Raw genomic sequence first — 23,907 nt, 5'->3', positions numbered from 1 at the left:
TTTTTTTGGTTAGTAGCGCAGCGGCCAGTGCACCCAGGTCCGCTTGATGTCGTGCCAGGCGCCGACCAGACCCCTCGGCTGGAAGCGCAGGAACAGGATGATGACGAGGCCGTAGAGCATGCTCTTCAGCTCCTGCGCGCCGGTCGTAAACGTCGCGTCCATCTGCGCGCTGAACAGGCTGAAGACGAGCCGTGTCGCCTCCGGCAGCAACACGATCAGGACGGTGCCGAGCACGGCGCCGAGCGCCGAGCCGAGCCCGCCGACGATCAGGATCGCCAGCGCCTCGATCGACAGCAGGAAGGGAAAGCCCTCGACGCTGACGAAGGAGAGATAGATGCCGTAGAGCGCGCCGGCGATGCCGGTGATGAACGCCGATGTGACGAAGGCGAACAGCTTGTAGGCATGCAGGTTGATGCCCATGACCCGGGCCGCGGTGTCGTTGTCTCTGATCGCGACGAAGGCGCGGCCGACCCGGCTACGGCGGATGTTGAGGGTGGCGAACAGCGTCAGCCCCGCGATGCCGAGGCAGAGATAGGTGAAGGCGGCATCGCCGTCGAAGCTGATGCTGAGGATCTCCGGCCGCTGCACCTGGATGCCGCGGGCGCCGTTGGTCAACCAGCGCATCTCCAGGATCACGGTGTTGATGATGAAGGAGAAGGCGAGCGTGGTGATGGCGAGGTAGAGCCCCTTGAGCCGCAGCGACGGCGCGCCGACGATCAGGCTCGCCAGCGCCGGCACCACCCCGGCGCCGAGGAAGCCGACCAGCGGCGGCATGTGGTATTTCGAGACCAACACCGCGTAAGCATAGGCGCCGGTGACGAGGAAGCCGACATGGCCGAGCGAGATCAGGCCGGTGTAGCCGGTCAGGATGTTGAGCCCGAGTGCGCCGGTTACCGTGATCAGGATGATCATCAGGAACGACAGCGCGTAGGAATTCAACAGATGGGGCGCTGCGATCAGTGCCAGCAGCAGCACGGCCGACCAGAGCCACACCGGCGGGGAATCGATCAGCGCAACCAGTTCCCCATAGCTCTGCTTGTAATCGCCCGTGCGCATCACACCCTCTCGATGTCGCGTTCGCCGAAGATGCCGAACGGGCGGACCATCAGCACAACGATGATCATGGCAAAGCCCGCCACCTCCTTCATGCCGGAGCCGAGATAGCCGCCGGCGAGGTTTTCCGTGATGCCGATCAGGAGGCCGCCAAGGCCAGAGCCGAGCACGGCGTCAAGCCCGCCCAGGATGGTGGCGGGAAACGCCTTCAGCCCGAGTTGGAACATCGCCGGCGACAGATCGTAGGACAGCGCGAAGAACACGCCGCCGATGCCGGCGATCACTGACGACGCCGCCCAGGCCAACGCATGCACCTTGGTGGCGCTGATGCCCATCAGCAGCGCGGTGCGGTCGTCGGCTGCGACGGCACGCATCGCGACGCCGACCTTGCTGTAGCGGAAGAAGGCCCAGATCGCGGCGAGCAGCAGGAGCAGCGCCGCGATGACCGCGAGCTGCCCGGTCCGTACGCCGATGCTGCCGAGATGCACGATGCCGCGGCCCATGCCGATATCGAGCCCGTGCGGATAGGCGTCCCAGATGAAGTTGATCGCCGAGCGCAGGATCACCGCGAGGCCGATCGTGACCATCACGGTCGCGAACACCGGCTCGCCCAGCATCGGTCGCATCACCAACCGCTCGATGACGAGGCCGAGCAGGACCGCGGCGAGGATCGCACCCATGGCGACGACGAACACGTTGCCGCTGACCGTGGTCGAGATCGTCCAGGCGATATAGGCCGTGATCATTGTCATCTCGCCTTGCGCGAAATTGACCAGGCCGGTGGACTTGTAGATCACCGCGAAGCCCATCGCGATCAGGCCGTAGATGGCGCCGATCGCAAGGCCCGAGATCAGGAGCTGGACGAGATACTGCATTCAGCCCTCCGACTGGTAGATGATGGCAAGCTCGCGCGCGAACTTCTTCTCGATCATGGCGCGGCGCACCTTCTGCGTGGCGGTCAGCTCGCCGTCGTCATGGTCGAGCTCCTTCTCGAGGATGGCGAAGCGCCTGATGTTCTCGACCCGGGCGAAGCGCTTGTTGGTCTCGTTGACGATGCGCTCGACCAGCTCGTGCACTTCAGGCAGCTGCGACAGTGATTTGTAGTTGGTGTAGGCCAGCGCCCGGTCGCGCGCCCAGCGGCCGACATTGTCGTAATCGACCTGGACGATGGCGCCGAGGTACTTCCTGGCCTCGCCGACCACGATGGCTTCCTTGATGAATTCGGAATCCTTCAGCGCGTTCTCGATCTCCGACGGCGCGATGTTCTTGCCGCCGGCGGTGATGATGATCGCCTTCTTGCGGTCGACCACGGCGATTTCGCCGTTGTCGAGCACGTCGATGATGTCGCCAGTGCGCAGCCAGCCGTCCTGTTCCAGCGAAGCGGTCGACGCCTTCTCGTCGAGGAAGTAGCCCTTGAAGATACCGGGGTTGCGCAGCAGGATCTCGCCATCGCTGTCGAGTTTCCATTCCGTCTGCGGCAACGGCACGCCGCAGCCGCCGATCCGGTGGTGGCTCGCGGTCTGGATGAAGGCGACGCCGCCGCTTTCGGTGAGACCGTAGCCCTGCGACACCGGGCGGCCGATGATGTCGAAGAAGCGCAGCGTCTCCGGCGAGATCGAGGCGCCGGCGCACAGCCGGTGCCGGCTGTAAGCGAAGCCGAGATGGCGCTGCAGATTGCGGAACATCAGGAGGTAGAGCAGCCCGTAGGCGGCGCGGTCGAGCACATTGGCCTTGCCGGCCTGTCGGCGGTCGGACAGGGCGCGGCCCCAGGCGAGGCAGACTTTGGTAAAGCTCTGCCGCATCCGGCCGCTCTCGCCGAGCCTGAACAGAAAGCCCTGCTGCAGCTTCTCGTAGATGCGGGGCACGCCGACGAAGAAGGTCGGCGCGATCTCGCGGATGTTGATCGCGACCGTGTCGATCGATTCGGCAAAGGAGACGGTGCCGCCGAGCACGAGATGCGTCACGGTGCCGTAGCAGCGCTCGGCGACATGACACAGCGGCAGATAGCTCACCGCCTCGAACGGCTTGTCGGCAATCCCCACGGTTTTGGCGTAGGCATAGGCGGCGTAGACCAGATTGCGGTGGGTCAGCATCGCGCCCTTGGGCGGGCCGGTCGTGCCTGACGTATAGACCAGGATGCAGACATCGTCGGGCGCGCCTTGGCCGATCAGGCGGTCGAGCGCCGTGTTGGCGTCCGGGTTCGCCTCGGCATAGGCCGTGCCGCGCTCGCACAATGCAGCGAACGACATCAGTTCCGATTGGCGGTAGTGCCGCAGGCCCTTCATGTCGATGCAGACGATGGCCTCGAGGTCCGGCAGGCCGCCATTACCCGCCATCGCGTCGAGCACCTTGTCGGTCTGCTCCTGGTCGCCGGTGACGACGATGCGGGCGCCGGAATGCTTGACGATATATTGCAGCTCGACCCAGGGATTGGTCGGATAGATGCCGACCGCGACCGCTCCGATCATCTGGGCGCCGAGATCGGCGTAAAACCATTCCGGCGTGTTCTCGCCGGCGATGGCGATGCGGTCGCCCGGCTTGATGCCGAGCGACAGCAGCCCGAGCGCGACCGCGCGCGCGGTCTCGTAATAGTGCCGCCAGGAATACGGGTTCCAGATGCCGTAGTCCTTCTCGCGCAGTGCCAGCGCATCGCCATGCATCGCGGCGCGCCGCTGCAGCAATTGCGGGATGGTGATGGCGGCATCCGCAAGCGCCGCCTGCAGCGCGTCGGCTCCTCCCGCAGGTGCGCTGCGCGCTGCATTGGCCTGCAACGGTGGATGAACGGTACGAAAACTGTCCAGCGTCGACATCACGCGCCCACCTTTATCGCCTCTGCGCGCTGGCCGCCGAGATAGGCCTCCGCGACCGCCGGATCACGCCTGACCTCGTCGGGCGTGCCTTCGGCGATCTTGCGGCCGAAGTTCAGCACGTGGATGCGGTCGGAGATGTCCATCACGATGCGCATCTCGTGCTCGATCATCACGACGGTGATGCCGAGCTCGTCGCGGATGTCGAGCACGAAGCGCGCGATATCCTCGGTCTCCTCCTGGTTCATGCCGGAGACCATCTCGTCGAGCAGCAGTAGCTTTGGTTCGCAGGCGAGCGCGCGGGCAAGCTCGACGCGCTTCTGCTGGCCGTAGGACAGCGTGCCGACCACCGCGTCCCGGATATGCTCGATCTCGAGGAACTCGATGATATGCTCGACGCGCCGCCGGGCCGCGATCTCCTCCTTGCGGGTACGGCCGAAGAACACGACGGCGTCGAGCACGGTCGAGCGCAGGTGGGTATGGCGGCCGGTCAGGATGTTCTCGACCACGGTGCCGTGCTTGAAGAGCGCCAGATTCTGGAAGGTGCGGCCGATGCCGACGGCGGCGAACTTCCACGGCGAGATGGTCGAAAGGTCGATCCCGTCAAATGTGATCCGGCCGCCGCTCGGCCGCAGCACGCCCGAGATCATGTTGAACAGCGTGGTCTTGCCGGCCCCGTTCGGGCCGATCACGCTGCAGATCTCGCCCGGCGAGACTTGCAGGCTGACGTCGGCGACTGCCTGCAGGCCGCCGAAGCGCTTGGACAGGTTCTCGATCGCAAGCAGCGCGGTCACGACAGCCACCGCTTGCGGCGCTTGTAATGCTTGACGTCGCGCAGGCTCTTGCGGCCGGCGGAGGAGACGCCGAGATAGAACTCCTGGACGTCCTCGTTAGCGGTGAGCTTTTTGGCGGTGCCGTCGAGCACCACGCGGCCGGTTTCCAGGATGTAGCCATAGTCGGCGATGTCGAGCGCGCGCTGTGCATTCTGCTCGACCAGGAGCACCGTCATCTTCAGCTCGTCGCGCAGGCGGACGATCACCTCATAGATGCGGTCGATGATCAGCGGCGCGAGGCCGAGCGACGGCTCGTCGAGCGCCAGCAGCACCGGATCGGTCATCAGCGCCCGGCCGATCGCGAGCATCTGCTGCTCGCCGCCGGACATGTAGCCGGCGATCTGGTCGCGCCGCTCATAGAGCCGCGGAAACAGCACGAATACCTTGTCGCGGCGCTCGCGCGCTTCGGCGCCGGTCCTGGTGTAGCCGCCCATCTGCAGGTTCTCGTCGATGGTCAGTGCGGCGAACACGCGGCGGCCCTCCGGCACCTGCACGATGCCGCGGCGCACCAGCTCGTCCGGCGCGAGACGATGCACCTCGTCATTACGGAAGCGGATGCTGCCGTTCTCGATCACGCCTTCCTCGGTGTAGAGGATGCCGGACATCGCTTTGAGCAGCGTCGACTTGCCGGCGCCGTTGGAGCCGAGCAGGGCGACGATGTTGCCTTCGGGCACCGCAATCGAGACGTCGCGGATCGCTTCGATCGCGTTGTCGTAGACGATCCGGATGTTGCGGAATTCGAGCAGGGCATCCGGCGCAGGAGCGGCCTGGGTTGCTGGCTGCGGCGTCGGATGCGCGATGGTCGTCGGCATCGCGCTCAGACCCGGCCGGCCGATCGGCGCGGCCGCGCGGCGAAGATCGCATCGGTGACGATCTTGGCGGTCTCGGCGCAGGCCTGGGTGCCGCCATTGCCGTACTGCTTCACCGCGTCGCCGACGCACCACAGGCCCTCGATTCCGGTTTCCCGCGGCAGGTCGTAGCCGGCGCAGCTGCGTTGCGCCGGCCAGTCGTCGCGCATCACCCGGATCGAGAGGATTTTCGCCTGGTCGAAACTCGCGAACTGCTCGCGCAGGTCCTCGAGCGCCAGCGCGACCTCGGCGTCGGAATCGAAATCGCCGAGCGCCGGCACCGGTACGGCATAGGCGACGTAGAGATGCCAGCCGGGCGGCGCCAGTTCCGGACAGGTGGCGGAGAGGTTCGCCATGTTGCAGAGCCGCCGCGTCTTGCCGAAGGTGACGATGCCGGGATGGTTGATCAGCGGCTCGCGGCTCGCGACGTTGATGACGATGTTGGCGGCCGGACGCAGGTCGTTCTTCACCTTGGCGATGTAGTCCGCCGGGAAGGCCGCGCTGCCTGCAAGCGCGACGGTGGCTTTCGGTCCCGCATTGCTGATCACGAGATCGGTGTCGATCCGCACCTTCTCGCCATCCCTGAGCACGGTGATGCCCTCGACGCGGCCGTTGGCAGTGTGGATCGTGGTCGCCGGCGTGCCGAGCCAGATGTCGCCGTTGCGCCGGATCGCGCTGCCGAGGCTGTTCCAGACGCCGATCGTGCCCTGCGGGCAGAAGCCGAACTTCTTGAAGGCGCCCTTGCTGGTGAAATAGGTGAGGAAGGCGCGCGCCGGCAGCTCGGCGGCGTTGCAGGCGAAGATCGCCGCACAGAGATTGCGGAACAGCGCGTGCACCGTGGCGTTGCTGGTGTAGCCCTTCAGCCAGTCCTCGGTCGATTGCCGCCCGTCGGGCAGGTTGCCGGCGCGGGCATCGGCGAATTTCTCCAGGATGCGCGAGGCCTGCTTCGTGAGCTGCCCGAGCAGCAGCGACCAGCCGCCGCGGCCGACATCGATCACCTTGCCGTCGATGAAGAACGAGCTCGCGGGCTCCGGCGCGCGAATGTCCAGCGGGGCGCCGACGGTGTGGAAGGTCTCCTCGAACACGCCGCCGAACTCGATCGCGATCGCGCCGATATTGACCTTGAAGCCATCGATCTCCTCGGTCGAGGCGCGTCCGCCGAGCCGGTCCTTGTCGTCGACGACGAGCGTATGCAGCCCGCCATGGGCAAGGCGCGCCGCGGCGCATAGCCCGCCGGCGCCGGCTCCGATCACGACAGCATCGACCTTATGAGCATCCACGCGCAGCCTCCCTCGGTGCCGCCGGGTTGGTCCCGGCGTGCGCAATCTGCTTGCCTGATGACGGGCACGATAATATAATCCGACCGGTCGTTCAAATTATTTTTTGACGCAGGTCAATGAAGCTGTGACTTGCTCGACGAGTTCTGGTGGATGGTGCCCGCAAAGGGGAGGAGGGCGCGGAGTGGCGGTAGTATAGAGAGACGGGTGCCGTCCGATTCCGGCGGCGCCGATGGTGCACGAGAGAAATGCAATGGCGCGAACGCGCTCAGAAAATTACGACGAGATCCAGCGGGGCATCCTCACCACCGCCTGCGGCCTATTCGCGCGGCAGGGCTACATGCGTGCTTCGATCGCCGACCTTGCGGATGCCTGCAAGCTGTCGCGCGGCGCGCTGTATCATTATTTCGACTCGAAGGAAGCGATCCTGTTCGCGATCCTCGATGCGCATATCCGCGAGATGATCACCGATGTCGAGGCCGCGATGGCCGGCAAGACGGCGACGCTGGAGCAGTTTCGCGCGGCGATCCAGGCTATCGTCGCGCTCAATGCGCGCTCCAGCGACGAGCAGCGCGTGATCCTCAACGACCTCTCGTTCCTCGGCGAGACCGAGCAGGATGCGATCAAGGCGCTGGAGCGCCAGATCGTCGACACGGTCTCGGATCTCCTGGTCAAGCTCGACAAGGAAGGCAAGATCGTCAAGCGGACCAAGAAGATCTACAGCATGATGCTGTTCGGCATCCTGAACTTCAGCCACACTTGGTACGACCCGAAGGGCGGCGTCGACCCCAGCGAGTTCGCCGACATGGTGGTGGACCTGTTCCTGTACGGCTTCACCATGCCGGTGCCGGCCAAGGACGCCGCGCGGCCGCTGCGCCAGCGCGCGTGAGGTTATCGCGGCGGCGGCGACCGCCCTTAACCCCGTCCGCACATTCTTGTGAAGGCTGCTACCGGTCCCATGCGTAACGCGCGTGGGGGCGCGCTGCGTAGACCTGCCAAGAACGCCGTAACCACGGCCGATGGTGGCACCGCAGCGAGGGAAGAAACATCCGCATGAATCTGTCGTTCAATATCGCCGAACACGGCGAGGGGTCCTATCGTCTGCTCGCGATCCTGCGCTGGGTCATGGTGGTGATCTTCGTGTCGTTCGGCATGCAGAAGTTCACGTTGCAATCGGCGCAAGGCATCGTGCAGTTCATCAGCAACAGCCCGTTCGTCTCGTGGCTGTCGGTGTTCGGCCTGCGCGGCGAGGCCTATGTGCTCGGCGTCACCGAGTTCGGCATCGCGGTGCTACTTGCGGCCGGCGCGTTCAACCCGATCCTGTCAGCGATCGGCGCGCTGATGGGCGTGATCACCTTCGCGGTGACCTGGTCGTTCTTCTTCACGACGCCCGGGGTGGTCAAATGGAGCCTGTCGGCCGACCCGATGGCCTGGAACCTGGCCGGCGAATTCCTGTTCAAGGACATCGTGCTGCTCTGCGTCTGCCTCGTGCTGCTGCTGGCGTCGTTGCCGCGGTCGATCGTCGGGTCGCGGACCGGATAGATGCCGCCTTGGTTAACGGGTGCTGAATCAATGGTATCTCGCTCCGACCCAAGCGCGCCCGCCTCGACATATTCGACCGAAATCCTCCTCCCGTTGCTCGAATGCAAGGGACCGCTGCAACCGTCGATTGACATATTGTTGCTATGAGCAATCTCCCGAACGTGGGGGATGGATGTGACTGCCCTTGAACTGTCGACGGCGAGCCCGGCCTCATCAGCTGTGCGCCATCGGATCCTGCCGATCCTGTTCTTCTTCTCCGGAATCCCCGCACTCGTTTACCAGCTCACCTGGCAACGAAGCCTGTTCCGCATCTTCGGGGTCAATACGGAATCCGTCACCATCGTCGTGACCGCGTTCATGCTGGGCCTGGGGCTCGGCAGCCTTGCCGGCGGATGGATCACGCGGCGGCGCGCCGTGCAGCCCTTGCTGCTGCTCGGCATCATCGAGCTGCTCACTGCGGCCTTTGGCGTCGTGTCGCTCGCGATCTTCGAATGGATCGGCGACCTCGCGCTCGACTGGTCGTTGCCGGCCATCGGCGCCGTCAACCTGTTGCTGGTGCTGATCCCGACGCTTCTGATGGGCGCGACGCTGCCGATCCTGGTCTCGCACCTCGTGAGAACGTCGGGACAGACGGCCCATTCGGTCGGCCTTCTCTATTACGTCAACACGCTGGGGGCCTCGGCGGCCTGCCTGCTTTGCGCCGTCGTCATCTTTCCCCATCTCGGGATGCACATGGCAGTGCACATCGCGGCGGGGATCAATGTCGCGGTCGCCGTCGGTGCGTTCATCGCCCATCATCGGCGCAAGCAACTGGACGACACGAGCATCGTCCCGCAACGTCTGCGAACGGCGCAGCCCATCCTTTCGATGCCGTTTGTGATGTTGCTTGCCGCGGTCGGCGGCTTCGTCTCGCTGTCCTACGAGATATTCCTGTTTCGGACCGTGTCGTTTGCCTCGGGATCGAGCTCGATGGCGTTCGCCTTCGTGCTCTGCGGTTTTCTGGCGGGCGTTGCCGGCGGCGCCTACAATGCGGCGCATGTCTGCGCGCGGCTTTCTCCGGCGGAAGCGATGGGGGAGGCTGCCAAGGGCTTGATCTGGGCCAATGCCGCGGGCGCGGCCTTTCTGCCGCTCGCGAACCAGTCGGCGGGCCTCGGTATCGGAACCATTCTGGTCGTGCTCGCGGGGATCTACCTGATCGCGCGGCAATGGGGTGCGCTGCTGCCGTTCCTCTCGCATTTCGGCATTGCGGCGGACGATCGGGCCGGCATGCAGACGGCATTGCTCTACAGCGCGAACATCGCCGGATGCGCCAGCGGTGCCGTCGTCACCGGCTTCGTGCTGACAAACTACCTCGGTCTGCAGCAGATCAGCATGTTGCTGCTCGGGATCGGCACCCTGTGCGCGCTGCTGCTGATCTACCGATCACCCGCCGTGGCCGGTGTGCGGGCGAGGGCGGCTGCGATCGCTGTTGCGGTTCTGTGCGCGGGAACGATTGTCGCGCCGCCGCTCTCGCGGCACCTGTTCGAAAATCTTCAGACCCATGCGATCTCCGGTCAGACCTTCGCCAGCGTGGTCGAGAACCGGAGCGGCGTGATTACCGTCGACGCCGATGGTGCGGTCTATGGCAACGGCATGTATGACGGTCGCTTCAACACCAGCCTGAAATCCGATCGCAATGGCGTCATCCGCGCCTATGCGCTCAGCCTGTTTCACCCGGCGCCGCGCGACGTGCTGATGATCGGACTGGCATCGGGGTCGTGGGCGCAGGTCATCGCGAACAATCCGTCGGTCGAGCAGCTCACCATTGTGGAGATCAATCCGGGCTACACCCAACTGATTGCCGAGCGCCCCGAGGTGCAATCGCTGCTGCATCATCCCAAGGTCACGATCATCGCCGACGACGGACGCCGATGGTTGCGCCGCCACCCGGGACAGCAGTTCGATGCGGTCGTCTCCAACACGACCTGGAACTTCCGCGCCAACGCGACGAACCTGCTCTCGGTCGAGTTTCTCGAGCTGGTCAGCGGTCATCTCAATCCCGGCGGTATCGTGTTCTACAACACGACCTCATCGCGGCGGATGCAGAAGACGGCATGCACCGTGTTTCCCTATGGGGCGCGATTCACCAACCACATGGTGGCCTCGAACGCTCCGCTCGACTGGAACTATGCCCGCTGGCGGGCGGTGCTGGACGCCTACACGATCGACGGAAAGCGCCAGTTCAATCCGGCCGGCAAGACCGATCGTGAATTCCTCGACGAGCTGATGGACGAGTTCCGCCTCGATGGCGACATGATCGAGCAGTGCCCGGCCCTGCTGTCGCGAACGAAGGACCAGGTCCTCGTCACCGACGACAACATGGGAACCGAGTGGCGCTACTATCTCGGTCTGGAGTAGCGGCATTCAGGTGCGGGCGGGACGCGAACGCGACATCCCGGCACCTGGAACAGGACAATTCGTCGCAGGCAGCCGTGTCTTGTAAATCGAATCCCACGGGCCTATGCAACCGTTGATTGACGAATTGTTGCTAGTAAGAAACCGTCCCCCGGTCGGGAGCGGAATGTGACGAAGTCAGACATATCGGCGGCTTTCTCGGCAAGCGTTGGCATTGCCTCTCCGTCGCAGCACATTTCCCGTATTTTCAAACACTCCGCATTTTTTAGTTCCATTGCAGTTCCCGCGCCGTGGCTGGAGTGGGAGGGCGGTCGCGATCGCGGTTTCCGGCAGTGACCGCTGGAACAGCGATCGGGCCGCCCGTTCCCCCAGCCCGGGACGGCGGCGGCGCAAAGACGCGCGATCGTGAATTCGGAAAGTGTGGGTTCCATCGCTAGGATCGCGATGTCGCCATCTCGCAATGGCTGAACAGGTTCGCCTGCGGATCACATTGCAACATCGTCCCGAATTCGTTCTCCATGAGACAATGGCTCTTCGTCCGGATCGCGACCGTCCTGCTCGCCGTTGCCGCCAGCGTGCTGACGGCGGCGCGGGCTGATTCCGACATGGATGCGCAGATCAGGGACATCGTCGCGGCGGAACTGGCGCCGACCGCGACCGCGGCCGATCCGGGCGGCCTTGTCGCGGCGGTCTATGCCGGTGGCCGGGTCGCCTTCTTCAACTACGGCTTCGCTGACACGGCGGCCGAGCGGCCGGTCACCTCGGACACGCTGTTCAACCTCGCCTCGCTGCGCAAGCTGTTCGAGGCAACGCTGGTTGCGCTCGGCACCGAGCGCGGCGAATTGCGGCTGGACGATCCCGTCGGCAAATATCTGCCCGAGTTGCACGGTGGCACTATTGGCCGCATCACCATCGGCGAGCTCGTCGACCATACATCCGGGCTGCTGCTGCCGACCGATCATCCGCCCTGGCCGAACGAGAGCTTCAGCCGCGATCAGTTCATCGCGATGCTCAATGCCTGGACGCCTCCGGCAGGCGAGCAGCCGGGCAAGCAGCGCATCTACAGCCATGCCGGCTATGTCCTGCTGCAGCTGGTGCTGGAACAGCGCTATCGCATGCCGATCGCGACCTTGATCGAAAGCCGCATCCTCAAGCCGCTCGGGATGACCTCGACCTTCGTTCCTGATCGTGGCGAGGACAACCGTGCGGCGGTGGCGCCGGAGATCATGCAGCGCATGGTCCAGGGCTACTCGCACGACGGCACGGCGATCGGTCCACCCGGCAATCAGCAGAGCTATTACGATTTTCCCGGCACCGGTCAGATGTTCTCGTCGGCGCGCGATCTCGGCATGCTGCTGCGCGCCTGCCTCGACGGCGCGGTGATCGATCCCGAATTGCGCGCGGCATTGCAGATGACCATGCGTGAGAGCTTTCGTGTCGATGCGAAGTTCGGGCAGGCGATGGCGTGGGAGCATGTGCGGCTGGACGGTGTCACCGTCATCGACAAGCCCGGCGGTCTCAATAATGCCTCGGCCTATATCGGCCTGGTGCCGGCGCGCAGGTTCGGCATCGTGCTGCTCGCCAATCGCGGCGACTATCCGCACGAGATCGCGCGCTACAGGATTCTGCCGGCACTCGCGCGGCTCTAACCAAACCAGAATAGCCTAGCGATGCTGCGTGCAAATCCGATGACACGGCCTGCGCGGCTGGGCAGGGGTGCATGCAAAAATCGTCATGGCGCGGAACCATGATCGGCTGTATAAACCCGCAGCTTCTTCTCCATTTTGAAGAGGCTAATATGACCGATCTGCAAAATCCTGATTTAGTCACTTGGCTTTCGCAACAGCCGCACGGCTTGCGAACCTACCGAACCCTCCAGGAAAAACTCGAGACCTTGAGCAGGCATCAGCCTGAGCAACGGGCGATGTGCCGGCTGCTGAGCGGTCTCGTCGGCAATTACATCGAGGCCTTCGACGAGGAGCCGCTGCCGGTCGCAGTCGCCGACCGTGCCTATGGCCGGCTGCTCGATCTTGTCGCAAGCCTCGATCTCAAGGGAGATTCCGACCGGCGCCTCGCCGACGTCAACCGCATCGCGTCCTGTGATCTGCTGAACTGATCGCGGCGTCGTTTGAGCATAATCTTGTCGGAAAACCGCTTCGCACTTTTCCGGATCATGCTCTAGCCTCGCGCGGCAGCGAGCTCGCGGTAGAGCGCGGCGTAGCGGCCGGCGCGATTGTGCCAGGACACATCGGTGGCCATGCCGGCCTGCTGCAGCCGGCGCCAGGTCACCTTGTCGTTGAACAGCAGGTTCGCCGTGCGCAAGCCGTGGGCGAGCGCTTCCGAGGTCACGGGTGCGAACTTGACGCCGGTTGCCGCGCTACCGGTGATCGCGGCTTCGTCGAAGCCCAGCACGGTGTCGGCGAGACCCCCGACATTGGCAACGATCGGGACCGCGCCGTAGCGCAGCGCACAGAGCTGGGTGAGGCCGCACGGCTCGAAGCGCGACGGCACTGCGAGCGCATCGGAGCCTGCCTGGATCAGATGCGCCAGCGCCTCGTCGTAGCCGATCACGACCGCGATCCGCCCGGGATTGTCGCGCGCCAGCGCGGCGTAGCGATCTTGCAGATCGCGATCGCCGCTGCCGAGCAGCGCGAGCTGAATGCCCTCGCCGAGCAATGTCGGGATGTTGTCGAGCAGCAGGTCGAGGCCCTTCTGCCATGACAGCCGGCTGATGACGCCGAGCAGCATCGCATCCGGCGCCGGATCGAGCCCGAAGCGCCGCTGCAGCGCCGCCTTGTTGGCGGCGCGCTCCGCCATCTGCCCGGCGCTGAACCGCGCGGCGATATCGGGATCGGTGGCCGGATTCCACACGTCGATGTCGATGCCGTTGAGGATGCCGCTCAGCACGTCGGCGCGTTCGCGCAGCAGGCCGCCGAGCCCCATGCCGCCTTCGTCGCTCTGGATCTCCTGCGCATAGGTCGGCGACACCGTGGTGATACGGTCGGCGAATTGCAGGCCGGCCTTCAAGAGGCTGATGGTGCCGTAATATTCGACGCCGTGCAGCGAATAGGCCTCGCCCGGCAGGCCGAATGTCGCGAGCATGTCCGGCGAGAATTGCCCTTGATAGGCGAGGTTGTGCACGGTCATCACCGTGCCCGGCCGCGGCTGCCCGGCATAATGCAGATAGGCCGGCGCGAGGCCGGCCTGCCAGTCATGCGCGTGCACGATGTCGGGGACGAAGGAGGCGATCGCACCGCGGCCGATTTCGGCGGCCATTCGCGACAGCGCCGCGAAGCGGATGCCGTTGTCGGGCCAGTCGCGACCGTCGGGGCCGACATAGGGATTGCCGAGACGCGCATAGAGGTGCGGCGCGTCGAGCGCGAGCAGATCGAGGCCGTCATGGCTGCCGCCGAGCACGCGGATCGGCCCGCCGTAGAACTCGCCCCAGTGCAGCAGCGTCTCCGCCGCGGTCAGCGCGTTCAGCACAGCCGGATAGCCGGGCACCAGCGTCCGCGTCGTGACGCCGTGCTGCTGCAGCGCCGCCGGCAGCGCGCCGGCCACGTCGGCGAGGCCGCCGGTCTTGACGATCGGGTAGATTTCCGAAGCGACCGCGAGGACGCGCAGTTGCGTCATGTCTCGAGCCTGTCGATCATCGCCTGCGTGATCAGCGTAATCCCGTTCTCGGTGGTGCGGAAGCGCTTGCCGTCGAATGCGGGATCCTCGCCGACGACGAGCCCCTCCGGAATCCGCACGCCGCGATCGATCACGACGTTTCTGAGCCGCGCGCCGCGGCCGACATTCACATAGGGCATGATCACCGCATTCTCGACATTGGCGTAGGAATTGACATGGACGCCGGTGAACAGCAGCGAGCGTCGCAGCGACGCGCCCGAGATGATGCAGGCGCCCGAGACCAGCGAGGTGACCGCCTGGCCACGGCGGCCTTCCTCGTCGTGGACGAACTTCGCCGGCGGTGTGATCTCGGCATAGGTCCAGATCGGCCATGACCGGTCATACAGATCGAGCTCGGGGACCACGTCGGTGAGATCGATGTTGGCGCCCCAATAGGCGTCGACGGTGCCGGCATCGCGCCAATAGGCGCGCGGATCGTCGCCGGAGCGGACGCAGGAATCGTTGAACTGATGCGCGATCGCGCGGCCGTGCTTGACGATATAGGGAATGATGTCCTTGCCGAAATCGTGGGCCGAGTTCGGGTCGGCGGCATCACGGCGCAATTCGTCGAACAGGAATTCCGAATTGAAGACATAGATGCCCATGCTGGCCAGCGACTTGTCGGGCTTGCCGGGCATCGGCGGCGGATCGGCCGGCTTCTCCAGGAACGACTGGATCAGGCCGGTCTCGTCGATATGCATGATGCCGAAGCCGGAGGATTCCGCCCGCGGCATCTCGAGGCAGCCGACCGTGACGTCGGCGCCGCTCTCGACATGCTGCTTCAGCATGATCTCGTAGTCCATCTTGTACACATGGTCGCCGGCCAGCACCAAAATGTACTTGGTGCCGTGCGCCTCGATGATGTCTATGTTCTGATAGACCGCATCCGCCGTGCCGACATACCACATCGTCTCGGAGACGCGCTGGCTTGCGGGCAGGATATCGAAGCTCTCGTTTCGTTCCGGCCGGAAGAAGTTCCAGCCGCCCTGCAGATGCCGGATCAGGCTGTGCGCCTTGTACTGGGTCGCCACCGCGATGCGGCGGATGCCGGAGTTCACCGCATTGGAGAGCGCGAAATCGATGATGCGGGATTTGCCGCCGAAATACACCGCCGGCTTGGCGCGCCTGTCGGTGAGCTCCTGAAGTCTGCTGCCGCGTCCGCCGGCCAGCACGAAAGCGAGGGCGTGACGCGACAATGGTTCATTTCCGACTGATCTCATGGTCATCCTCCCAGAACTTCAGGCTGGCCCCGCTGCCTTCTCTTGTCCGGAAGGCCTGATCGGGCGCCAACGGGGCCGATTGGAACGTAGCAAGCGCGCCCCGGTTGGGCAAAGCGGGATGACAGACTTTCGTTCCCGCAACCCCTGCTCGTGAAGATCGGGGTTGCGGACGGGTTAAGGCTATTGACGGCGCGCGATTTCGGCCTAGAGCAGGCCTGCGCATGTCCCGCCCGAGGCCCAGCATCTCATGACAGTTTCGCTCGTCACGCCCCAGAACATCCGTGCAACGCTTCTGCTGCGCCAGGAGATCGCGCTGCTCGACGTCAGGCACGAGGCGGAATTCGCCACCGGCCATCCGCTGTTTGCCGCCAACATGGCGGCGGACCGGATCGCGCTCGAAGCCGAGCTTCGCTTGCCGCGCAAGGACGTGCCGATCGTGCTCTATGACGATGGTGAGGGCCTGGTCGCTGCCGCGGCCGCCGGGTTGCGTACCCTGGGCTACAGCAACGTCGCGGCGCTTGCCGATGGCTTGCAGGGCTGGAAGGCCGCCGGCTACGAGGTGTTCGAGGATGTCAATTCCTACGCCAAGGCCTTTGGCGAGCTGGTCGAGTCGCGCAGGCACACGCCGTCGCTGAGCGCCGATGAGGTCGCCGCGCTGATCTCGGACAAGGCCAACATCGCGATCCTCGATGTCCGCCGCTTCGACGAATATGCCACCATGAACATCCCGGGCTCGGTCAGCGTGCCCGGCGCCGAGCTGGTGCTGCGGGCAGGGCGCGCGGCGCCCGATCCCGACACCACGATCATCGTCAACTGTGCCGGCCGCACCCGCTCGATCATCGGCACGCAATCCCTGATCAATGCCGGGCTGCCGAACAAGGTGCGGGCGCTGCGCAACGGCACGATCGGCTGGACGCTCGCCAAACACGATCTCGAACACGGCGCCGGCAAGCGCGGCAGCATCGGGCCGTTCGAAGGCGCGGCCGGCAATGCCCGCGACGTCGCCTATCGCGCCGGCGTCCGTCACATCGGCGCCGCTGAACTCGCCGCGCTGGAGAAGGACGCCCAGCGCACGCTGTATCGCTTCGACGTCCGCGACGCGGAGGAGTACGCCGCCGGTCATCTCGCCGGCTTCCGTCATTATGCCGGCGGCCAGCTGGTGCAGGAAATCGACATGGCCGCGCCGGTGCGCGGCGCGCGCATCGTGCTGACCGACGACAGGAGCATCCGCGCCGACATGACGGCGTCCTGGCTCGCGCAGATGGGCTGGGAGGTCTATGTGCTCGACGGCGGCTATGACGGCGGGCTCGAAGCCGGTCCGCCGCGCGTCGTGCCGCGGCCCGATCCCGCGCACCGTTACCGGCGCCCCTATGAAGGCACCGGCGTCGTGGAAACGGCGATGCAGGCCTATCTCGATTGGGAGTACGGCCTGGTCGAGCAGCTGCGCCGCGACGCGACGCACGGGTTCTATGTGATCTGAGCGATGACCTGGTGACGGCGGTGCGACCGCGTCGGTGCCGAGTTGCTGGGGGCAGCTGCCAAAATATCGAAAACAACCCCATGCACAGTAGCCGGCGGCTGGCGGCGGACACGGCAACTTGACTCGTCGGGCAACTCAGCGGTACTTTTCCATTATTCCGAAATTGTGCAAGCCATCCTCCGAGGCCCCGGCCGTTGGCGGGCTCTCAGGGTGACCAGGTGATTGCTCAGCTTGCTCGGTGTCATCACCCGCGCATGCGGGTGATCCAGTATTCCAGAGGCAGCAGCGAATTGAGGCGAGAGGCCGCGGCGTACTGGATCGCCCGGTCCATGTGCGCAATTGCGCACAGGCCGGGCGATGACAACGGTGGCTACTTCGGCAGCGCCACCGGCGTCAGCTTGAACGGGCCGGGGTCCTTGCCCTTGTTGTCGCCGATCACGTAGGACAGCTTGCCCTCGGCGACCCAGCCGACATCGCCGACCTTAGTTACCGAGACCGGCTCGGCCAGACCATCCTTGATGGTGTCGACCGTGGCCTCACCGCCCGTCACCGTGATCTTGTCGAGCTTGCCGTTGCCCTCGATCAGCAGGAAGCCGCCGCCATGCGCGCGCAGCGCGTCGGCGTGGTCGAGCGGCCGCGACGGCTTCAGCTCGGTCACGGCGCCCGCCTTGCCGTCCTTCATCTCGATCTTGAACAACTTTGCCGGAATGAAGGTCGTGACATAGAGATTGCCGTCGGCGCCGATCGCGATGCCGTCGAGCCCGACGCCGTCCTTGGCCGGCGCCAGCTGCGGATCGGTCGCGAATGTCGCCAGCGCCGTGCCACCGGGCTTCAGGCTGTAGACGAACGGCGCGAAGGAATCGCTGACATAGGCGGTGCCGTCGGCGCCGACCACGATATCGTTGCAGAACGATTTCGGATCGCTCAGCGCAAAGCTGCCCTTCGGCGCGCCGCTCTTCAGATCATAGGTCTTCAGCCAGGCGCCCTTGACGTCGCTCGGCCCCGCGACGCCCATCGCGCTGATGTCGTTGGAGCAGACATAGAGCGTGCCGCTTTTCTCGTCGGCGAGCACGCCGAGCGTCGAGCGGCTGTCGCCGGCACCCGGCTTGACCAGCTGCTCGGCCTTGCCGCCGGAGATCTTGGTCACGCCGCCATGATTGAAGCTGCCGACGTAAAGCGTGCCGTCGGAGGTCGAGGTCACGCTCTCCGGGAAGCTCTTGTCGGGAACCCCGAGCGGCGCGGTCTCGGCGCGGGCTACGCCGGCGGTGCCGAGCGTGAGGACGATGGCCGCAGCGCTTGGAAGCGATGCGCGGCGGATATTGAGCAGTTCTCCCGTTGCGCGCGGATGTCCCGCGTCGCCATTGTTTTTTATCATGATCGCGTTTCCTCAATGAACCTGGTTGGACCAGGCAGGAATTGTGAGGCGATCGTCTCCGGTCGATGGTTATTGTGTGCAGGGTTCCCGACCGGATTGTTCACCCGCCTGCCTTGTCGTCTCGATATATACGATAGTATATAGCGTGAGGGAAGCAGCAGAGAGGGAAGCAGCGTCCGCTGGAGAGCGCGTCATGGAACGGGAATCGGCGGCGCGCCACCAATGCGAGTGCTGCGGTGGCATCATCGACGGGCTCGTCGACGATGGTGCGATCGGACTCGAGCCGCGGATCGGCCTGTTTACGGATGCGTGTGCGTTCGTCTGCGACGAATGCACCGCGAGCCTGATCGCGGATGCAGCATGGCGCAGGCAGGAGATGGTTCGGCGGAAGTCGTGGGGTGGGATACTTCCGGCTCCGTCATTGCGAGCGAAGCGAAGCAATCCATCTATCCGCGAATGCGTGGATAGATGGATTGCTTCGTCGCTTCGCTCCTCGCAATGACGGAACCAGCGACCGAGCTCAATCCGGGCTGAACGCGTCGTAGACCAGCTTGCGGAATGCCGGCGTGATGCGCTGGCGTTCGTTCTGGGTCTGCTCGAGCATGATGTAGATCATGTCGAGTTTCGGATCGACGCCGAAATAGGTCCCGCTGCCGCTGTCCCATTTCAACTCGCCGATCGAGCCGGGGGGCGGCGGCTTGGCAATGCCGGGATCGGTGCGCACGGCAATGCCGTAGCCATAACCGAAACCGTCGCCGGGGAAGTACCAGTAGTCGCGGCCGACGCCGGAGCCCGGCCCGACATGGTCGGTCGTCATGGTCCTGAAGGCGGCGGGGCTGAGATAGCGCTTGCCGTCGAGCTCGCCGCCATTGAGCAGCATCTGTGCGAAGCGCGCATAATCGAGAATGGTCGACACCAGACCGCCGCCGCCGGATTCCCACTCCGGATGCGCGCGCCGGTCGTTTTCCCCCTCGATCAGGATGGTGTCCGAGGGCAGCGGCTCGGCCAGCCGAGTCCGCTCGGTCTCGGCATCGAGCACGTATCTGGTGTCGTTCATCTTGAGGGGATCGAAGATGCGCTCCTTCTCGAACTGATAGAGCGTCTTGCCCGCGACGATCTCGATCACCCGGCCGAGCACGTCGGTGGAATGACCGTAGCGCCACATCGTGCCGGGCTGCCGCGACAGCGGCAGCTTGGCCAGCCGCGCGACGAATTCCTTGTTGTCGAACTTGCCGTCGAACAGATGTCCGGCGCGGTAGAGCTTCTGGATCCAGTCGGCGCCGATATATTCGTAAGTGATGCCCGAGGTGTGCCGCATCAGGTCCTCGATCGTGACCGGGCGGATCGGCGGCACCAGCTCGAGCTTGCTCAGATCGTTGCCGCCATCCGGTTCGATGCCGACCTTCACGTCGGCGAACGCCGGAATGTATTTCGACAGCGGGTCCTGCGGCGACAGCCTGCCTTCGTCGACCAGCATCATCGCGGCGGTGTTGGTGATCGGCTTGGTCATCGAATGCAGCGCGAACATGGTGTCCGGCCGCATCGGCGACTTGGTCGTGACGTCGCGATATCCGAAGGTCTTCAGATAGACCGGCTTGCCGTGCTGCTGGATCAGGATGGCGGCGCCTGGAATTTTTCCCGTCGCAACTTCGTTGTCGAAGAATGCGGTGATGCGTTCGAGCTTGTCCGGCGATGGGGCAGGGGCATCAGAGGCGCGCGCCGCGCCGGATATGACAAGTGCAAGACAGAAGAGCGCAGTCGCAGCCCTACGAAGCGTTCGCACGGAAGGCCGCGCTGCCCGATCAACTCTGCCCGACATTGAAAAGCCCGCCCCTGCCTATGCCTGAACGCCGCGGTTTTAGCGCAGGCGCCCCCGCACCATAATCATTTTCGGGCGAGTTTATTCCTCAACGATGGTCGAAATTCATACAATTTGCGTGGCGCCGACCGGCGTACGCACGGCATTCGACAGCACCTGCAGCGCCTGGCTCAGTTCGGCACGGTTGCGCGCGGCGCCGAGCGAGACACGTAGGCCGCGCGGCGCGGCATCGCCGGCCGCGAAGGCGTCTTCGCCGACCACGGCGAGGCCATTGCGCATCAGATGCGACAGCAGGTCGGTGCCGTCGAAATGTTTCGGCAGCGGCATCCAGAGATGGTGGCTCGCCGGCCGCGCCGCGTAGCTGACGCCCTTGAGGAAGCGGGACGCGAGCTGCTGGCGCGCGGCCGCCTCGTTGCGGATCGCGCGGATGATCTCAGTGGCGACGCCGGAGCGCAGCCATTGCGTGACCAGCGCGACCATCAAGGATGGCGGCATCTGCATGGTGGCCTGCATGCCGGCGCGCATCCGCTGCTCGGCGCTCGCATCCGGCGCCAGCAGATAGGCGACCCGCAAGGCCGGCGCGATGCATTTGGCGATGCTCGCGGCAAGGTAGGTGCGTTCCGGAATCAACGTGGCGATCGGCGCCATTTGCGGCTCGAGCGGGCCGTAGACGTCGTCCTCGATCAGGACGCAGCCGCGCTTCCTGATGATGTCGGCGATCGCCTTGCGCCTGACAGCGCCCATCGTCGCCGTGGTCGGGTTCTGCTGCGTCGGCACCAGATAGACCACCTTCGGCTTGTGCTTGCGGCAGGCCTCATCCAGCGCGTCGGGCCTCGCGCCCTCGCTGTCCATCGCAACGCCGACCAGGCGGACATCGAGCCGCGCCGCCGCGGCCTTGATGCCGGGAAACGTCAACGCCTCCGTCACCACGACATCGCCGGGCGAGGTCAGCGCCAGCAGGGCGTTGAAGATGATCGCCTGCGAACCCGGATAGATCACGATGCGGTCGGCCGATGCGTTCGGCACGCGCGGCTGCAGCCATGCGGCGCCGGCCTCGCGTTCCTCGGCGGTGCCGCCCGGACGCGTATAACCGAGATAGGCTGAAAATCCGGCCTCGGAACGGATGTTGGCAAGTCCCTGCGCGATGCGCAGGTCGAGATTGGCCTCGACCGGTTGCGGCGGCAGGTTCATCGAAAGGTCGATGTTGACGGGCGCCGGCAGATCGGACGCCGCGCGCGCGGTGGTCTCGGAGACGAAGGTGCCCTGGCCGACCCGGGCATCGAGCAGCCCGCGCCGCCGCGCCTCGCCATAGGCGCGCGTCACCGTGGTGAGGTCGATGCCGAGCGCGGTCGCCAGCGCGCGGTGGGTCGGCAGCCGCTGGCCGCGCACCAGACGCCCGCTCGCGATGTCGGCGGCCAGCGCATCGACGATGCGCAGGAACATCGGGCCGTGCCATTCCGAAACTGTAGGGATCCAATCCATGCAATCCAGCGCATTGTCTTTGATTGTATGCTATCGAAGGCATATTGTATGGATCATCAGATCAGGTCAAGGACAACGGCGAAAGGAAAACGACAATGACCGAGACGGTTTCCCTGCCAAAGGCGATGTTGCGCGGCTTCACCATGAAGTGCCCGAACTGCGGGCGCGGCCATCTGTTCGGCCGCTTCCTCAAGGTTGCCGATCATTGCGAGGTCTGCGGCGAGGACTTCACCCCGCAGCGCGCGGATGACTTTCCGGCCTATCTCGTCATCGTCGTGGTCGGCCACGTCGTGGTGCCGGCGCTGCTCTGGATGGAAATGACCTACGCGCCGCCGGCCTGGCTGCAACTGGCGATCTGGTTGCCGTTCACGCTGTTCAGCGCACTCGGATTGTTGCAGCCGACCAAGGGCGCGATCGTCGGATTGCAGTGGCAGCTCGGGATGGAGGGATTTGCGGCAACGCGGCGGGTTGCTGCGCCGGCGCGGGTGCGAACCAACGCCGGTTCCGTAGGGCGGATTAGCGAAGCGTAATCCGCCGCGCCGCTCGCGAGAAAGATGGTGGGTTACGCCTTCGGCTAACCCACCCTACGAAGATCAAATCGGATGGTGATGCGGCCGGAACATCCGGCCCTTCTCGGTCACCAGCACGACGGCGACTGCCGCCAGCGTGCAGAGGAAGAAGCCGGTCGCGAACGGCAGCAAGGTGCCGTCGTAATCCTGGCCGATCGTGGTGCCGACGCCGATCCCGAGCAGGGTGGTGATGGTGCCGTAGAGCGAAGTGGCGGTGCCGGCGATCTTGCCTTGCGGCTCCATCGCGAGCGCAGTGAAGTTCGCCATCATCAGCCCGAATGCGAACATCATCAGGCCCGCCAGCACCATGAACAGCGGCAGCGACAGCGTGTCGGTCTTCACCGCGATGAACAGCGCGCCGGCGACCACGGCAAAGCCGGTCAGCGCGGCGTGCGAGATCACGCGCATGCCGATGCGGCCGACGATGCGCGAGTTGAGGAAGCCGGCGATCGCGACGCCGACCGCGCAGGCCGCGAAGGCGACCGGGAAGTAATGTCCGAGCTTGAAGATCTCGGTGAAGATCTGCTGCGAGGAGAACACGAAGGCAAACAGCGAGCCCTGCACGCCGCCGGCGGCGAGCGCGTAGCCGAGCGTCTGGCGGTTGGTGACGGTCTGGCGGAACGCGGACAGCACCTCCGGGATCGCCAGCGACTTGCGCAATTCCAGCGGCAGCGTCTCCGGCATCCGCATCGCGCTCCAGGCCAGCGCGATCACGCCGTAGATCATCAAGAGCACGAAGATGCCGCGCCAATGCGTCAGCAGCATCACCGCCTGGCCGAATGACGGCGCGATCACGGGCACCGCGATGAACACCATCATGGCCAGCGACATCACGCTCGCCATCCGACGTCCGGCGTAGCAGTCGCGCACGATCGAGGTGGCGATCACGCGCGTTGCCGCAGTGCCGAGGCCTTGCAGCGCGCGCGCCAAGAGCAGCGTCTCGAACGAGGGCGCCATGATCGCGAGCAGGCCGGCGATGGTGTAGACGGTCATGCCGCCGAGCAGCACCGGGCGGCGGCCGAAACGATCCGACAGCGGGCCCATCACGAACTGGCCGACGCCGAAGCCGACCAGGAAGATCGACAGCACCATCTGCGGGCGGTTGGCGTCAGCGATCTGGAAGGCGGAGCGGATGTTCGGCAGCGCCGGCAGCATCATGTCCATCGCCAGCGGGTTGAGCGCCATGATGGAGGCGATGACGACGACGAATTCCGGGAAGCCCATCGGGCGGTGGCCTGAGGAAACCCAGGCATCGGCATTGATGTCAGACACTTAAGACCTCGTGGCGAACCCGGATCATAATGCTCTTGCTGCGTTGCACAATCGGCGTTTCGGGATGGGAGACCGTCACCGGCGGGTGAGGTAGCCGGGTCATGGAACCGGCGCCGAGGGCATCGGGTGGCGCGCTATCGTTGCTGCTGCAACTATTTTGCTCGTCCCCCGCGAAAACCTCTGCTATCCCGGTACCAGCATCCGTGCTGGGCAGGCGCATCGCGGCCGATCACGCCGGCACGGCCAAAGAACGGGTTTTGGGGA

20 protein-coding genes are annotated in these 23,907 nt (G+C 65.1%); 8 read left to right on the top strand and 12 right to left on the bottom strand.

What is annotated here, in order from left to right; genetic code table 11:
* Positions 1 to 9: 9 nt before the first annotated feature.
* Genes XH92_RS34025 through XH92_RS34000 form a run of 6 tightly spaced genes read right to left on the bottom strand, consistent with a single transcriptional unit; the run spans position 10 to position 6,821 of the window.
* A complete protein-coding gene (locus XH92_RS34025; protein WP_194456043.1) occupies positions 10 to 1,056 on the bottom strand; it encodes a branched-chain amino acid ABC transporter permease in 1,047 nt (348 codons plus the stop codon).
* Entirely contained in the window at positions 1,056 to 1,928 is an 873-nt protein-coding gene (locus XH92_RS34020) for a branched-chain amino acid ABC transporter permease (RefSeq protein WP_194456042.1), read from the bottom strand. The genes XH92_RS34025 and XH92_RS34020 overlap by 1 nt, the downstream gene beginning before the upstream one ends.
* Complete coding sequence (locus XH92_RS34015) at positions 1,929 to 3,863, bottom strand: long-chain fatty acid--CoA ligase (RefSeq protein ID WP_194456041.1); 1,935 nt, start codon at positions 3,861 to 3,863, stop codon at positions 1,929 to 1,931.
* Positions 3,863 to 4,654, bottom strand: a complete 792-nt coding sequence (locus XH92_RS34010) for an ABC transporter ATP-binding protein (protein WP_194456040.1) — start codon at positions 4,652 to 4,654, stop codon at positions 3,863 to 3,865. The genes XH92_RS34015 and XH92_RS34010 overlap by 1 nt, the downstream gene beginning before the upstream one ends.
* On the bottom strand, positions 4,651 to 5,505 hold the full coding sequence (locus XH92_RS34005) for an ABC transporter ATP-binding protein (protein ID WP_194456039.1): 855 nt from the start codon (positions 5,503 to 5,505) through the stop codon (positions 4,651 to 4,653). The genes XH92_RS34010 and XH92_RS34005 overlap by 4 nt, the downstream gene beginning before the upstream one ends.
* A 5-nt stretch (positions 5,506 to 5,510) precedes the next feature.
* A complete protein-coding gene (locus XH92_RS34000; RefSeq protein ID WP_246787826.1) occupies positions 5,511 to 6,821 on the bottom strand; it encodes an NAD(P)/FAD-dependent oxidoreductase in 1,311 nt (436 codons plus the stop codon).
* Between the two features lie 250 nt (positions 6,822 to 7,071).
* Between XH92_RS34000 and XH92_RS33995 the strand changes: the two genes are divergently transcribed.
* The 5 genes from XH92_RS33995 (at position 7,072) to XH92_RS33975 (ending at position 12,870) form a co-directional block, all read left to right on the top strand.
* A complete protein-coding gene (locus XH92_RS33995; protein WP_194456038.1) occupies positions 7,072 to 7,707 on the top strand; it encodes a TetR/AcrR family transcriptional regulator in 636 nt (211 codons plus the stop codon).
* Between the two features lie 164 nt (positions 7,708 to 7,871).
* Positions 7,872 to 8,360, top strand: a complete 489-nt coding sequence (locus XH92_RS33990; protein ID WP_194456037.1) for a DUF417 family protein — start codon at positions 7,872 to 7,874, stop codon at positions 8,358 to 8,360.
* A gap of 174 nt (positions 8,361 to 8,534) precedes the next feature.
* The gene (locus XH92_RS33985) at positions 8,535 to 10,757 is read left to right on the top strand and encodes a fused MFS/spermidine synthase (RefSeq protein ID WP_210345498.1); all 2,223 of its coding nucleotides are present in this window, start codon (positions 8,535 to 8,537) and stop codon (positions 10,755 to 10,757) included.
* A gap of 515 nt (positions 10,758 to 11,272) precedes the next feature.
* A complete protein-coding gene (locus XH92_RS33980) occupies positions 11,273 to 12,403 on the top strand; it encodes a serine hydrolase (protein WP_194456035.1) in 1,131 nt (376 codons plus the stop codon).
* 149 nt (positions 12,404 to 12,552) lie between these two features.
* The gene (locus XH92_RS33975) at positions 12,553 to 12,870 is read left to right on the top strand and encodes a hypothetical protein (protein WP_194461545.1); all 318 of its coding nucleotides are present in this window, start codon (positions 12,553 to 12,555) and stop codon (positions 12,868 to 12,870) included.
* Between the two features lie 62 nt (positions 12,871 to 12,932).
* Here the strand turns inward: XH92_RS33975 and glgA are convergent, their stop codons facing one another.
* Together glgA and glgC are read right to left on the bottom strand one after the other, a co-directional pair.
* On the bottom strand, positions 12,933 to 14,387 hold the full coding sequence (glgA, locus tag XH92_RS33970; RefSeq protein ID WP_194456034.1) for a glycogen synthase GlgA: 1,455 nt from the start codon (positions 14,385 to 14,387) through the stop codon (positions 12,933 to 12,935).
* Positions 14,384 to 15,646 carry a glucose-1-phosphate adenylyltransferase gene (gene glgC / locus XH92_RS33965; RefSeq protein WP_026192423.1) on the bottom strand — a complete coding sequence of 421 codons (1,263 nt, stop codon included), beginning with the start codon at positions 15,644 to 15,646 and terminating at the stop codon, positions 14,384 to 14,386. Before glgC ends, glgA begins: the two co-directional genes overlap by 4 nt.
* A 247-nt stretch (positions 15,647 to 15,893) precedes the next feature.
* Between glgC and XH92_RS33960 the strand changes: the two genes are divergently transcribed.
* On the top strand, positions 15,894 to 17,126 hold the full coding sequence (locus XH92_RS33960) for a rhodanese-like domain-containing protein (RefSeq protein WP_194456033.1): 1,233 nt from the start codon (positions 15,894 to 15,896) through the stop codon (positions 17,124 to 17,126).
* Positions 17,127 to 17,496: 370 nt separating this feature from the next.
* On the opposite strand, the gene XH92_RS33955 is transcribed toward XH92_RS33960, so the two are convergent.
* Positions 17,497 to 18,501, bottom strand: coding sequence for a hypothetical protein (locus tag XH92_RS33955; protein ID WP_194456032.1), 1,005 nt, complete (start codon positions 18,499 to 18,501; stop codon positions 17,497 to 17,499).
* 193 nt (positions 18,502 to 18,694) lie between these two features.
* Here XH92_RS33955 and XH92_RS33950 point away from each other — a divergent pair, with 193 nt between their 5' ends.
* On the top strand, positions 18,695 to 19,003 hold the full coding sequence (locus XH92_RS33950; protein WP_194456031.1) for a hypothetical protein: 309 nt from the start codon (positions 18,695 to 18,697) through the stop codon (positions 19,001 to 19,003).
* A gap of 18 nt (positions 19,004 to 19,021) precedes the next feature.
* On the opposite strand, the gene XH92_RS33945 is transcribed toward XH92_RS33950, so the two are convergent.
* Positions 19,022 to 20,320, bottom strand: coding sequence for a serine hydrolase domain-containing protein (locus XH92_RS33945; RefSeq protein WP_371817853.1), 1,299 nt, complete (start codon positions 20,318 to 20,320; stop codon positions 19,022 to 19,024).
* A 105-nt stretch (positions 20,321 to 20,425) separates the two neighbouring features.
* Entirely contained in the window at positions 20,426 to 21,802 is a 1,377-nt protein-coding gene (locus XH92_RS33940; protein WP_194456030.1) for a PLP-dependent aminotransferase family protein, read from the bottom strand.
* A gap of 95 nt (positions 21,803 to 21,897) precedes the next feature.
* On the opposite strand from XH92_RS33940, the gene XH92_RS33935 reads away from it, so the two are divergent.
* Positions 21,898 to 22,332 (top strand): DUF983 domain-containing protein, encoded by a 435-nt coding sequence (locus XH92_RS33935; RefSeq protein WP_246787824.1) that lies wholly within the window; start codon positions 21,898 to 21,900, stop codon positions 22,330 to 22,332.
* Between the two features lie 63 nt (positions 22,333 to 22,395).
* On the opposite strand, the gene XH92_RS33930 is transcribed toward XH92_RS33935, so the two are convergent.
* Positions 22,396 to 23,595, bottom strand: coding sequence for a multidrug effflux MFS transporter (locus tag XH92_RS33930; protein ID WP_371818100.1), 1,200 nt, complete (start codon positions 23,593 to 23,595; stop codon positions 22,396 to 22,398).
* Positions 23,596 to 23,907 lie beyond the last annotated feature (312 nt).

Source organism: Bradyrhizobium sp. CCBAU 53421 (assembly GCF_015291625.1).
Lineage (GTDB): Bacteria > Pseudomonadota > Alphaproteobacteria > Rhizobiales > Xanthobacteraceae > Bradyrhizobium.
Note: the sequence above shows the minus strand (reverse complement) of the source record. Positions and strands in the feature narration are given on the sequence as shown.

Coding starts and splice junctions, on each gene's coding strand:
- XH92_RS34025 (WP_194456043.1), bottom strand. CDS start 1,056: ATGCGCACGGGCGATTACAAGCAGAGCTATGGGGAACTGGTTGCGCTG.
- XH92_RS34020 (WP_194456042.1), bottom strand. CDS start 1,928: ATGCAGTATCTCGTCCAGCTCCTGATCTCGGGCCTTGCGATCGGCGCC.
- XH92_RS34015 (WP_194456041.1), bottom strand. CDS start 3,863: ATGTCGACGCTGGACAGTTTTCGTACCGTTCATCCACCGTTGCAGGCC.
- XH92_RS34005 (WP_194456039.1), bottom strand. CDS start 5,505: ATGCCGACGACCATCGCGCATCCGACGCCGCAGCCAGCAACCCAGGCC.
- XH92_RS33995 (WP_194456038.1), top strand. CDS start 7,072: ATGGCGCGAACGCGCTCAGAAAATTACGACGAGATCCAGCGGGGCATC.
- XH92_RS33990 (WP_194456037.1), top strand. CDS start 7,872: ATGAATCTGTCGTTCAATATCGCCGAACACGGCGAGGGGTCCTATCGT.
- XH92_RS33980 (WP_194456035.1), top strand. CDS start 11,273: ATGAGACAATGGCTCTTCGTCCGGATCGCGACCGTCCTGCTCGCCGTT.
- XH92_RS33975 (WP_194461545.1), top strand. CDS start 12,553: ATGACCGATCTGCAAAATCCTGATTTAGTCACTTGGCTTTCGCAACAG.
- glgA (WP_194456034.1), bottom strand. CDS start 14,387: ATGACGCAACTGCGCGTCCTCGCGGTCGCTTCGGAAATCTACCCGATC.
- glgC (WP_026192423.1), bottom strand. CDS start 15,646: ATGAGATCAGTCGGAAATGAACCATTGTCGCGTCACGCCCTCGCTTTC.
- XH92_RS33960 (WP_194456033.1), top strand. CDS start 15,894: ATGACAGTTTCGCTCGTCACGCCCCAGAACATCCGTGCAACGCTTCTG.
- XH92_RS33955 (WP_194456032.1), bottom strand. CDS start 18,501: ATGATAAAAAACAATGGCGACGCGGGACATCCGCGCGCAACGGGAGAA.
- XH92_RS33950 (WP_194456031.1), top strand. CDS start 18,695: ATGGAACGGGAATCGGCGGCGCGCCACCAATGCGAGTGCTGCGGTGGC.
- XH92_RS33945 (WP_371817853.1), bottom strand. CDS start 20,320: ATGTCGGGCAGAGTTGATCGGGCAGCGCGGCCTTCCGTGCGAACGCTT.
- XH92_RS33940 (WP_194456030.1), bottom strand. CDS start 21,802: ATGGATTGGATCCCTACAGTTTCGGAATGGCACGGCCCGATGTTCCTG.
- XH92_RS33935 (WP_246787824.1), top strand. CDS start 21,898: ATGACCGAGACGGTTTCCCTGCCAAAGGCGATGTTGCGCGGCTTCACC.
- XH92_RS33930 (WP_371818100.1), bottom strand. CDS start 23,595: ATGGGCTTCCCGGAATTCGTCGTCGTCATCGCCTCCATCATGGCGCTC.